Below are 12,193 nucleotides of genomic sequence, written 5' to 3'. Positions count from 1 at the left end.
ATCATGGATACAACACGTTCTGAGTCACGGGACGAAAGAAAAGAAGATGTCAAAGGGCTGGAACGCAAGCATCGCAACCTGGTTCTGGACGAGCGAAAATACGAGCGCGAAATAAGGAGCTATTTTGAGGACCGGCTGGCATGCATGGAAATCCGTGCAACGACAGAGACGCCACGGGGACAAATCATCGACTGGGTCCCTATCGAATCGCAGCTGACTGGCAAGAAGAGAATTGCGGAGCCTCCGCCTGGTGGCCACTCGTTTGTCATGAGCAAGCAGCACCCCGATAAGCTGGGCCTCTTTGAGCTGGAAGACGCAAGAGTAGCGAGAGGACCTTCAGGTACAGTTCCGGTTCTGAGAAAGAATCTGGATGAAATACGATTCAGTCAGCCGCTCAGGAAACTACTCGGCAAGTACCCGTATGCGGGCTTCGAGGCGCCGCAGGCAGGCAGAATGCAACCTGCTCCAAGCGTTGATGGACCGCATTGGCATGCGACGACTTCCCAATCGGTGATCTGCTTTGGTGGTGAAGGTGTGCTGAGCGCTTTCGATCCGTACTGCGAAAATGCGGATGATTTCTCGCTGATGCAAATTGCTCTCTCGAACGGCGACACCGGCAAAACACAGACCGTTGAAGCGGGGTGGCAGGAAAGGAAGGACAGTTACGGCGACTGGGTGCCGCATCTTTTCCTCTACTACACGACCAACGGCTACGCGAAGGACGGCGACAATGTGGGAGGATACAACCAGGACGTAGATGGTTGGGTCCAATATGACAGCGCCATTCATCCGGGAGCGATATCAAGCCCCAACAGCACACGCGGCGGCGATCAATTCGTCATGCAGATCAAGTATCAGCTCTACCGCGGAAATTGGTGGTTCATGTGTAACGGCAGATGGATCGGATACTATCCTGCCTCGCTGTTTATGGGTAATCAAAGCACCTTCACAACGCTGGGTGACCATGCAGACACGATCATGTTCTATGGCGAGATTTACGACTCGAATGAAACTCCCGGCAAAACGAAAACCGACATGGGTAGCGGTTACTGGCCGGAATTCGGCTGGAAATGGGCGGCCTATCAGCGGAATTTAAAGTTTCAATCCGACAGAGCCGGAGGCCTGTCCGATTACGACGGCATGGGGTGGTCGACTGCGCTCGATATGTACGACGTCGAAACGCATATGTTGAGTGGCACTGACTGGGGAAGCTACTTCTGGCTCGGGGGCCCGGGAGCGGGTTAAGAATCCGATAATGATTCACTAGACGACTGGTCTAATTGTGATACAGTGGCGGACATGAATGCCACCACCGACGTCCGCCAGCACATTCTCGATACCGCCCAGCCCCTGTTTCTGAGCCGGGGCTTCACGGCGGTCGGGTTGACGGAGGTGCTGGGGGCGGCCGGGGTGCCGAAAGGGTCTTTCTATCACTACTTCGGGTCGAAAGAAGCTTTCGGCGAAGCGGTGATTGAGGACTATTTCACCGGCTATCTGGCGCGGCTGGATGAGATGTTTGCGAAGCCGGGCAAGGGCGCCAGGCGGGTGATGGACTTCTTCGACGACTGGCTGAAATCGCAGACCGGTGACGAAGCCAGTAGCCGCTGCCTGGCGGTGAAGCTGGGGGCGGAAGTGTGCGACCTGTCCGAATCCATGCGCGACGCGCTGCACCGCGGCACCAGTGGCGTGGTCGATCGCCTGGCCGCGGCCATCGAAAGGGCACGCGAAGACAAGTCGCTGCCGAAAGGCGCGGACGCCCACGCCCTGGCGCAAATGCTGTACCAGAGCTGGATTGGCGCCAGCCTCCTGGCCAAGATTGCGCGTGACCGGACGCCGCTCGATACGGCGCTGGCCACAACACGCCAGCTGCTGAAGCTCGCTTAACAAGATTCAGGCGAAAGCAATGCGAACGCTTTCGCCTTTTTTGTAGTCCAAACTAGACGACTGGTCTAATCTAAAAAGGAGCAAGGTATGAAAAATCGCCGTATCGTTCTCGCCTCCCGCCCTCAAGGCGCACCGAAACCGCAGGACTTCCGCCTCGAAGAAACCGCAGTGCCCGAGCCGGGCGATGGCCAGATGCTGCTGCAAACGCTTTATCTTTCGCTCGATCCCTACATGCGCGGGCTGATGAACGAGATTCCGCCAGCCTACGCGGCAGGTTCCATTCCAGTCGATGGGACGATGGTGGGCGGTACGGTGAGCCGCGTGGTCAGGTCGCACCATCCGAAGTTCCGCGAAGGCGACGTGGTGCTGGCCAAATCAGGTTGGCAGGACTATGCGCTATCGGATGGCGAAGGCTTGATGCAGCTGGGCGCGATGGAACGTCCCTCGCTGGCGCTTGGCGGCCTGGGTATGCCGGCGTTCACGGCCTACGTAGGCTTGCTGGACATCGGTCAACCCCAATCCGGTGAAACAGTGGTGGTGGCTGCGGCGACGGGGGCGGTGGGCGCCATCGTCGGCCAGATCGCAAAGCTGAAGGGCGCCCGTGTGGTCGGCATTGTGGGAGGCGCAGACAAGGCCCGCCATGCGGTCGAAGAGCTGGGTTTCGACATTTGCCTGGATCGCCGCGACCCGGATCTGGCGCAGGCATTGAAGTAAGCCTGCCCGAACGGCATTGACGTCTATTTCGAGAATGTGGGCGGTGAAGTGTTCGATGCCGTGCTGCCGCTGTTGAACGTCGGCGCGCGCGTGCCGGTCATCGGGGTGATCGCCCATTACGACGATATGCATCCCGCAGGTCCGGATCGTCTGCCGAATATGATGGCGACCGTGCTGGCCAAGCGTGTGCGCGTGGAGGGCATGATCATCCTCGATCACTACAACACGCGGCACGACGCGTTCCAGCGCGATATGGCCGAATGGATCGCGGCCGGGAAAATGAAGCTGACTGAAGACGTGGTCAACGGTCTGGAAAATGCACCGGAAGCCTTCATCGGCATGCTCCAGGGGCGCAACTTCGGCAAGATCGTGATTCGTGTTGCTGACTAATTCAACTCGATGAGGAAACGCGGTCGCGGCCCTCGCGCTTCGATGCATACAGGGCCGTGTCCGCGCGTTCGATCAGCGATGCCAGCGATTCACCATGGCGGTGCTCGGCCACGCCCACGCTGACCGTGACCGACAATCCCGCCAGCTCGCCGTGGAAGCGCAGATCGGCGCAAGCCATACGCAGACGCTCCGCGAACAGCAGCGACTCGCCCTGGCCCACGCCGGCCAGGAAAACCAGGAACTCATCGCCGCCCTGGCGTACCGGCACGTCCACCTTGCGCACCTGTTGCAGAAACAGCGCAGCCACGTTGCGTAAAACAATATCGCCGCCCGGATGACCGTATTGATCGTTGATGGCTTTGAAGTGGTCGATATCGAAAGCCAGTACGCTCAGGCGGTCCGAATCGCTGCGTTCATGCAGTTCGATCAGCCGCGTGACGGTGTCTTCCATGTAGTAGCGCGTGAACATGCTCGTAAGGGGATCACGCAAGGCCAACTGGTAGTATTTGCTGCGATCTTCCTGCAGGGCCGCGTTGCCGGCGAGCGCCATACGCAGTTCGGACAACGCGCGTTCCAGTTCCTTGTTTTTGGATTCCAGCTGTTCCTTGTAACGCTTCTCGATCGTGACGTCCTGGTAAATCGTCACAAAGCCGATCGCTTCACCTTCAGGGGCGAATATGGGACGGCCACTGATCTCGAGCACACGGCCATCGGCACGCGTGCGTACAAATTGATGCGGTTCGAACTTCAGCGCAAGTGCCACACGCTGCGCCACCTGTTCCTGAGGATTGCCGGGGCCATAATCGCCACGTTGCGCAATGAAGTGGAACAGCTCCGCCATGGGCAGGCCAGGGCGCAGCAAGTCGTCAGGGAAGCCCTGCACCTCGCAGAAAGCGCGATTCCAGAAGCGGACGGAAAGTTGGCGATCGATCAGCGTGATGCCGACGGGTACATGCTGTAGCGCCGATGCCAATTCGGCTGAACCAAGACTGCGCAAGTCGTCATGCGATGAGTTCATAGCGCCTTTCGATGCAGGAGGAACGAACGCCGGACGGCGAAATCATTCTAGCATCGAAAGGCGGTGAGCAATGCGGCGTTATGCCTTCAATGCCTCAGTRCTGATAGGCAGTTGGCGTACACGCTTGCCCGTGGCAGCGGCGATGGCGTTGGCTACGGCCGGCGCCAGTGGCGGCACGCCCGGTTCGCCGACACCGGTCGGGGCGGCGGCGGATGGAACGATGTGGACTTCGACGGCCGGCATATCCGTGATGCGGATCGGCTGGTAGTCGTGGAAGTTGGACTGGTCGACCTGGCCGCCGGTCAGCGTGATCGCACCATACATCGTGGCCGACAGCGCGAAGCCGATGCCGCCTTCCATCTGCGCTTTGACCACGTCCGGATTGACCGCAATGCCGCAGTCGACGGCGCACACGACGCGATCCACGTGGTAGCTGCCGTCAGCTTTTACCGTCACTTCCGCCACTTGCGCGACGTAGGAACCGAAGGATTCATGCACTGCCACGCCGCGTCCGCGGCGTTCGCCTGCCGCGCCGGCCTTCAGCGGCTGATCCCAGCCCGCCTTGTCGGCCACCAGCTCCAGCGCACCCACATGACGCGGGTGATGCTCGAGCATGGAGAGGCGCCACGCGACCGGGTCCTTGCCCGCCTTGTGCGCCAGTTCGTCGATGAAGGTTTCGGTCGAATAAGCGGTGTGAGTCGAACCCACAGAACGCCACCACAGAATCGGCACATCCACATCGGTTGGCGTATGCAGTTCCACTTGCAGGTTTGGAATCGCGTACGGCAGATTGGCTGCACCTTCCACCGACGTGCCGTCAACGCCATTCTTGATGAAGCCCGCGAACGGCGTACCCGCGACGATGGATTGGCCCACCAGGCGGTGGCGCCAGCCGGTCAGATTGCCCTGCGCATCCAGCGAAGCCCACAGGCGATGGTGGAACATCGGGCGGTAGTAGCCGCCACGCATATCGTCCTCGCGCAGCCATACCAGCTTGACCGGTGCACGGCCACCGATGGCTTTGACGATGTTGGCCGCTTCCAGGATGTAGTCGGAATCCTTGCCCGCACGGCGGCCGAAGCTGCCGCCCGCGTACAAGGTATTGATGCGCACCTTCTCCGGCGGAAGCTTGAACAGGTCGGCCAGGCGCGCCTGGTCCAGCGTCTGCATCTGGTCGCCGTTCCAGATTTCGCAGCCATCCTTGCTCAGTTGGACCACGCAATTCATCGGCTCCATCGCAGCGTGAGCGAGGAATGGGAAGTCATAGCTGGCTTCCAGCACTTGCGCCCCGGCGGCGATGGCTTTGTCGGCGTCGCCGGCGTTGGCGGCCGGCAGGCCAGGCTTTTTCGCGAGTTCCTGATATTGCGCCAGAATGTCGGCAGAGCCCTTTTTATAGCCCGCGCCTTCGTCCCATCCCACTGTCAGCGCCTCGCGGCCTTTGCGGGCGGTCCAGGTGTTTTTCGCCAGTACGGCAACGCCGCTCGGAATCTCGACCACGTCGACCACACCCTTGATGGCTTTGGCCWTCGAGGCGTCGAAAGACTTCACCTTGCCGCCAAAGCGGGGAGGGTGGGCGACAACGGCGGTCAACATGCCGGGCAGATGGATGTCCTGGGTGAAGACGGCCTTGCCGGTGGTCTTGGCCATGCTGTCCTTGCGCGGCGCGTGCTTGCCGATCAGGCGGAACTGCGATGGATCTTTCAGCTTCACGTCGGCTGGCGGCGTTTCGGCGGCTGCCGCTTTCGCCAATTGGCCGAAAGTGGCTTTGTGACCGGACGCCTTGTGCAGCACCACGCCGTTTTCGACCGTCACGTCGGCGGCGGCGACATTCCACTGTTTGGCAGCGGCGGCAACCAGCATGGCGCGCGCCGAAGCGCCGGCCTTGCGCAGTTGTTCCCACGAGTTCGAGATGCCGGAGCTGCCGCCCGTACCCTGGGCGCCCCAGGACAGGTTGGCGTAGCGCTTGTTGTCGGCCGGTGCCGACTCGACGCGCACGCGCGACCAGTCGGCGTCCAGTTCCTCGGCCACGATGGTGGCGAGGCCGGTGTAAGTGCCCTGGCCCATTTCGAGGTGCTTGGCGATCACGGTGACCGTGTCGTCTTCGCCGATGCGCAGGAAGGCGTTGGCTTCATGCTGTACGGCGCTGGCGCCAGCGGCGGCGGATTTGGGCGCAGCCAATGCGCCCGGCAGATAGATGGCCAGTGTCAGGCCTGCCGCGCTGTTGAGGAAGCGGCGGCGGCTTACGTTTTCAATGGTGGACATAGGCTCTCCCGTTTCAGGCCAGCGACTTCGCGGCTTCGTGGATGGCGGCGCGGATGCGCACATAGGTCGCGCATCGGCAGACATTGCCGGCCATGGCGTTGTCGATGTCGGCGTCGGTTGGCTTGCGGTTCTTTTCCAGCAGGGCGACGGCGCTCATGATCTGGCCGGACTGGCAGTAGCCGCACTGGACGACGTCCAGGCGCTGCCAGGCTGCCTGCACGGCCTTGCCGACGCGGGCCTTGTCCATGGCTTCGATGGTGGTAATGTGCTTGCCGGCGACGGCGGAAATCGGCGTGCTGCACGAACGGATCGGTTCCCCGTCCATGTGCACCGTGCAGGCGCCGCACAGCGCCATGCCGCAGCCGAATTTGGTGCCTGTCATCTGCAGCTCGTCGCGCAGCACCCACAGCAGGGGTGTATCTGGTTCGGCTTCCACCTTCATGGATTTGCCGTTAATGTTCAAAGTGGTCATGCGTACTCCCGGGTTAGACGAAAAACCTCGGGGAATTCTATGCAAGCGCGCCGCGCAGGGTTTGCTCAATCCTGCGAATTCATTGCCTGAATCTTCAGGCGAGGCGCAAAGCGTCCACCATCAGGCGGAAAGCGGGTGATGAAAGGCGGCGGCTTGGATAGTAGAGGTGGAATCCGGGGAAAGTCTGCCACCACTCTTGCAGCAGCGGCACCAGGCGCCCGCTGGCGATATGTTCTTCAATGATTGGGGCGGGCAGGTAAGCGATGCCAAAGCCGGCCAGCGCCGCCTGCAGCCTCATGGCGGCGTTATTGAAGGTCACCTGGCCTTCGACGCGCACGTTCAGGGCATGGTCACCCCGCTTCAGCTCCCATACGTAAAGACCACCCTGGGTGGGTAGGCGCAGATTGATGCAGGTGTGGGAAGACAGCTCCTGCGGCATTTGCGGTGCGCCGCGCCGTTCAAGATAGGAGGGCGCAGCGACCATGCAGAACTGCAGGTCCGGCCCGATGCGCACCGCCACCATATCCTTGGCCACCGAGTCGCCAAGACGCACGCCGGCGTCGAAGCGCTGCGCAACGATGTCGACCAGGCCATTGTCGGACATGATTTCGACATTAATGTCCGGGTATTCGCGCAGAAAAGGTTCCAACTTTGGCCAGAGCACATGCTGGGCGGCGTATTCACCGCTGTTGATGCGGATCGAGCCAGCCGGCCTTTCACGCAGCTCCGTGAGCGCCGCCAGCTCCGCGTCGATTTCTTCGAAGCGCGGCGCCAGCGTCAGCATCAGCCTTTCGCCCGCATCGGTCGGCGATACGCTGCGCGTGGTGCGCGTCAACAGGCGAATGCCGAGGCGCGTTTCAAGGCCGCGAATTGTGTGGCTGAGCGCGGACTGCGACACATTCAACTGCGCCGCAGCGCGAGTGAAGCTGCCTTCGCGGGCTACCGTGATAAAGGCCAGCAGGTCGTTAAAGTTCTCGCGCATGATTCATGAGTGGCATTCATAAGCTCATGCCGATTATAGCGACTTATCGCCAGAGCGTTTGGCGGCTACATTATGCGGCTACGATTTTTCGGGCAGGCGCATGATGGATACAATACGAAACAAGCCAGTGCTGGCGATTATTCTCGTCAGCTACCTGATGATCGTGCTCGATGTGTCGATCGTCATCACCGGGCTGCCAAAGATCCGTGACGAACTCGGTCTGTCGTCGACCAGCCTGTCCTGGGTGCAGAGTGCCTACACGCTGGCTTTTGGCGGCTYCCTGCTGCTGGGTGCCCGCGCTGGCGACATTCTTGGACGCCGCCGCATGTTCCTGGCCGGCCTTGGCCTGTTCACCCTGACGTCGGTGTTCATCGGCTTCGCACAGACGCCGGCCTGGCTGCTGGCTTCGCGCGCAGTGCAGGGCCTGGGCGCCGCCATCCTGGCGCCATCAACCTTGGCGCTGCTGACCACCAACTTTGACGAAGGGCCAGAGCGTATTCGCGCCATCGGCTATTACGGCGCCGTGGCGGGCATCGGCGGCAGCCTGGGCCTGGTGCTGGGCGGGCTGCTGGCCGACCTGATCTCCTGGCGCGCGGGATTTTTCATCAACCTGCCTCTTGGCCTTGTGCTGATGGCTGCAGCCCGCCGCCATCTGAAAGAAACCGCCCGCCATGCCGGGCAGTTTGATCTGGCCGGTGCGCTGGCGTCGACGTTCGGCATGACGATCTTTGTTTACGGCGTAGTGCGTGCGGCGGCCACCGGCTGGAGCGACCGTACAACCTTGTCTGCTCTGGCAGCGGGACTGGTTCTGCTGGCTGTATTTGTCCTGAATGAGTGGCGTGCGGCGCAGCCGATCATGCCGCTGCGCCTTTTCCACAACCGCGAACGCAATGGCGCCTACGCCGCGCGCGCCCTGTTCCTGGGGGCGATGATCGGTTTTTGGTTCTTCGTCAGCCAATTTTTGCAGGGCGTGCTAGGCTACTCAGCTTTCGAGGCCGGGCTTGCATTCCTGCCCGCGACGCTGACCAACTTCGGCGCGGCCTTGATGGTGCCGAAGCTGTCGCATCGTTTCGGCCACTGGCGCGTGCTGCCGGCGGCGCTGGCGATTGCCTTGCTGGGCATGGCGTGGCTTAGCCTCGCCAATGCCGGCAGCAGTTATCCGCTGGATGTCGCCCTGCCGATGATCCTGATCGGCGTGGGGCAGGGCGGCGCCTTGAGCACCTTGACGGTAGCGGGTGTCAGTGGCGTGGCGGCGGAAGATGCCGGAGCGGCGTCGGGCATCGTGAATGTGGCTCACCAGCTGGGCAACTCGCTGGGCCTGAGTGTGCTGGTTGTGGTGTTTGCCGCCGGCGGCGCCGGTGCAGAGGAAGCGCGGGTACAGCTCGCGCAACGTGTGGCGGCAGCGCTGACCGGCAGTTCGGTCATGCTGGCGCTGGCTTTGTTAGTCGTTTATATGTTCATTCTCCGGCCCTGCATGGTCCGGGAAAGTTTGGGAACCTAAGGCATGTGGATTGTCAGTATAGCGCTGCGGCGCCCCTATACGTTTATCGTACTGGCTGTTTTGATTGTGTTGGGCGGGATTTTTTCGATTCTGCGCACCGCGACGGACATCTTCCCCGAAATTAAAATCCCTGTCATCAGTGTGATCTGGTCGTACACCGGCCTGCCGCCTGAAGACATGGCGAACCGCATCGTGTCCTTCTCCGAGCGCACCGCGCAGACGACGGTCAACGATGTGGAACACACGGAGTCGCAGTCCTATCTCGGCACCTCGGTGGTGAAGTATTTCTTCCAGCCGCGCGTGGACCCGAATCTGGCGCTGACCCAGATCACCGGCGTGTCGCAAACCCAGCTGAAGTTTTCGCCGCCGGGCACCACGCCGCCGTTTGGCCTTATTTATAACGCTTCCACGGTGCCGATCGTGCAGCTGGCGCTGACCAGCGACGAGCTGTCCGAATCCCAGCTGTTCGACTTCGGTAATACCTTCATCCGTACCGGCCTAGCGACGGTGCAGGGCGCCTCGATCCCGTTCCCCTACGGCGGCCGCCAGCGCCAGGTGCAGGTGGACATCGATCCCGCCGCGCTGCGTGCACGCCAGTTGTCGCCGCAGGACGTCACCAATGCGATCGGCGCGCAGAACCTGATTCTGCCGGCCGGTACGCAGAAGATCGGCGGCACCGAATACAACGTGAAGCTGAACGCCAGCCCGCGTACCATCGAAGAGCTGAATAACCTGCCGGTGCGCGCCGCGCCGAATGGTAATGTGACTTATGTGCGCGACGTGGCCAATGTTCACGACGGCGCAGCGCCGCAGACCAATGTGGTGCGCGTGGACGGCAAGCGTGCTGCCCTGATGAGCGTTCTGAAGACCGGTAATGCCTCCACGCTGGACATCATCGACGGCATCCGCGACCGCCTGCCGGGCATCCAGGCAGGCATGCCGTCTTCGCTGCACGTTGCGGCGATCGGCGATCAATCTTTATTTGTTCGCGCCGCGGTGAGCGGCGTGATTCGCGAGGGCGTGGTGGCGGCGGCCCTGACCGGCCTGATGATTCTGCTGTTCCTCGGTTCCTGGCGCAGCACGCTGATTATTACGATTTCCATTCCGCTGTCGGTGCTGGTGTCCATCATCTGCCTGTCGGCGCTGGGCGAGACGATCAACATCATGACCCTGGGCGGCCTGGCGCTGGCCGTGGGTATCCTGGTGGACGATGCGACGGTGGCGATCGAGAACATCAACTGGCACCTGGAGCAGGGCAAGCAGGTGGAAGAGGCGATCATGGACGGCGCGCAGCAGATCGCGGTGCCGGCCTTCGTCGCCACATTGGCGATCTGTATCGTGTTCGTGCCGATGTTCTTCCTGACCGGCGTATCGCGCTACCTCTTCGTGCCGATGGCGGAAGCGGTGGTGTTCGCGATGATCGCGTCCTACATCCTGTCGCGTACCCTGGTGCCGACGCTGGCCAAATACTGGCTCAAGATGCACGACCATAGTGCACGCGCGACCCACGTCTTTGCGCGCTTCCAACAGAAGGCCGAACGCGGCTTCGACAAGCTGCGCGACGTTTACCACGGCGCGCTGACCCGCGCGCTGGCGCGCCGCCGCAGCTTCGCGCTGGCCTTCATGGCATTGGGTGCGACCGCCTTCATCCTGGTGCCGTGGCTGGGCCGCGATTACTTCCCGGCCGTGGATTCGGGCCAGATCAAGCTGCACCTGCGCGGCCCGACCGGCATGCGTATCGAGGAAACGGCGGCGCTCGCTGACCGTGTCGAGGCGGTGATCCGCCAGACGATTCCTAAGGCGGAAGTGGAAAATATCGTCGACAATATCGGCCTGCCGTATAGCGGTATCAATCTGGCTTACAGCAGTTCGGCGCCGGTTGGGCCGTCCGATGTGGACATCTTCATTTCGCTGAAGCCGGAGCACGCGCCCAGCGAAGACCATATCCGCGAGCTGCGCAAGAAGCTGAACGCCAGCTTCCCGTCGGTGAGCTTTGCCTTCCTGCCGGCGGACATCGTCAGCCAGATCCTGAACTTCGGCATGCCGGCGCCGCTGGACGTGCAGATTGTCGGCTTCAACCAGGATGCCAACCGCGAGTTCGCCAATAAGCTGTTCCAGAAATTGCGCCAGATTCCGGGCGCGGCCGACCTGCGCATCCAGCAGCCGCTGGACTATCCGCAACTGAACGTGAAAGTGGACCGCAGCAATGCCGCGCAACTGGGACTGACCCAGCGCGACGTGGCGACCAATCTGCTGGTGTCGCTGTCCGGCAGCTTCCAGACGTCGCCGACCTTCTGGGCCGATCCGAAGACGGGTGTGCAGTACAACGTTGCGACCCAGACGCCGCAATACCGCATGAACTCCCTGCAGGACCTGGGCGCGACGCCGATCACATCGACGAATGGCGCGGCGCCGCAGCTGCTGTCCAATCTCGCGTCGGTCACGCGCGGCGTGGGGCCGGCGGTGGTCAGCCATTACAACGCCAAACCGGCGATCGATATCTATGTCGGGGTGGCGGACAGCGATCTCGGTTCCGTGGCGGACGCGGTCAAGAAGATCGTGGAAGAATCCCGTGCCGAACTGCCGAAGGGCAGCGATATGGTGATCCGCGGCCAGGTGCAGAGCATGTATTCGTCCTACTATGGCCTGATGTTCGGCCTGGTGGGCGCGATCGTGCTGATTTACCTGCTCATCGTGGTCAACTTCCAGTCCTGGCTGGACCCGTTCATCATCGTCACCGCGCTGCCGGCCGCGCTGGCGGGCATCGTGTGGATGCTGTTCCTGTCGCGCACCGCGGTCAGCGTGCCTGCACTAACGGGCGCCATCATGTGTATGGGCGTGGCAACGGCGAACTCCATTCTGCTGGTGAGCTTTGCCCGCGAGCGCATGGCGGCCGGCGACGACGCTGCCACTGCGGCGCTGGCGGCTGGTTATACCCGTTTCCGTCCGGTGCTGATGACGGCACTGGCC

At 61.8% G+C, this 12,193-nt stretch carries 8 protein-coding genes and 1 pseudogene; 5 read left to right on the top strand and 4 right to left on the bottom strand.

The window, feature by feature from the left end; translation table 11 throughout:
- From AB4Z11_RS08700 to AB4Z11_RS08690, 3 genes and pseudogenes are all read left to right on the top strand, one after another.
- On the top strand, positions 1 to 1,245 hold a 1,245-nt coding region (locus AB4Z11_RS08700), incomplete at its 5' end, for a neprosin family prolyl endopeptidase (protein ID WP_442024448.1).
- Between the two features lie 54 nt (positions 1,246 to 1,299).
- Positions 1,300 to 1,884: a TetR/AcrR family transcriptional regulator gene (locus tag AB4Z11_RS08695; RefSeq protein ID WP_442024446.1), complete on the top strand. Its 585-nt coding sequence runs from the start codon at positions 1,300 to 1,302 to the stop codon at positions 1,882 to 1,884.
- Between the two features lie 87 nt (positions 1,885 to 1,971).
- Positions 1,972 to 2,988 (top strand): annotated as a pseudogene (locus AB4Z11_RS08690) (NADP-dependent oxidoreductase).
- Position 2,989: 1 nt separating this feature from the next.
- On the opposite strand, the gene AB4Z11_RS08685 reads toward AB4Z11_RS08690, so the two are convergent.
- From AB4Z11_RS08685 to AB4Z11_RS08670, 4 genes are all read right to left on the bottom strand, one after another.
- On the bottom strand, positions 2,990 to 4,006 hold the full coding sequence (locus AB4Z11_RS08685; RefSeq protein ID WP_442024444.1) for a sensor domain-containing diguanylate cyclase: 1,017 nt from the start codon (positions 4,004 to 4,006) through the stop codon (positions 2,990 to 2,992).
- Positions 4,007 to 4,084: 78 nt separating this feature from the next.
- Positions 4,085 to 6,268 (bottom strand): molybdopterin cofactor-binding domain-containing protein, encoded by a 2,184-nt coding sequence (locus AB4Z11_RS08680; protein WP_442024442.1) that lies wholly within the window; start codon positions 6,266 to 6,268, stop codon positions 4,085 to 4,087.
- A gap of 13 nt (positions 6,269 to 6,281) precedes the next feature.
- A complete protein-coding gene (locus AB4Z11_RS08675; protein WP_442024440.1) occupies positions 6,282 to 6,740 on the bottom strand; it encodes a (2Fe-2S)-binding protein in 459 nt (152 codons plus the stop codon).
- Between the two features lie 94 nt (positions 6,741 to 6,834).
- Entirely contained in the window at positions 6,835 to 7,725 is an 891-nt protein-coding gene (locus AB4Z11_RS08670) for a LysR family transcriptional regulator (protein WP_442024450.1), read from the bottom strand.
- A gap of 97 nt (positions 7,726 to 7,822) precedes the next feature.
- On the opposite strand from AB4Z11_RS08670, the gene AB4Z11_RS08665 reads away from it, so the two are divergent.
- Positions 7,823 to 9,223, top strand: coding sequence for an MFS transporter (locus AB4Z11_RS08665; RefSeq protein ID WP_442024438.1), 1,401 nt, complete (start codon positions 7,823 to 7,825; stop codon positions 9,221 to 9,223).
- A 3-nt stretch (positions 9,224 to 9,226) separates the two neighbouring features.
- A partial coding sequence (locus tag AB4Z11_RS08660) for an efflux RND transporter permease subunit (protein WP_442024436.1) occupies positions 9,227 to 12,193 on the top strand: 2,967 nt, incomplete at its 3' end.

The sequence above is a fragment of the Pseudoduganella sp. RAF53_2 genome (assembly GCF_052113985.1).
Taxonomy (GTDB): domain Bacteria; phylum Pseudomonadota; class Gammaproteobacteria; order Burkholderiales; family Burkholderiaceae_D; genus Rugamonas.
Note: the sequence above shows the minus strand (reverse complement) of the source record. Positions and strands in the feature narration are given on the sequence as shown.

What these genes read in the sequence shown, in the direction of transcription:
- AB4Z11_RS08695 (WP_442024446.1), top strand. Translation starts at nt 1,300, where the DNA reads ATGAATGCCACCACCGACGTCCGCCAGCACATTCTCGATACCGCCCAG.
- AB4Z11_RS08685 (WP_442024444.1), bottom strand. Translation starts at nt 4,006, where the DNA reads ATGAACTCATCGCATGACGACTTGCGCAGTCTTGGTTCAGCCGAATTG.
- AB4Z11_RS08675 (WP_442024440.1), bottom strand. Translation starts at nt 6,740, where the DNA reads ATGACCACTTTGAACATTAACGGCAAATCCATGAAGGTGGAAGCCGAA.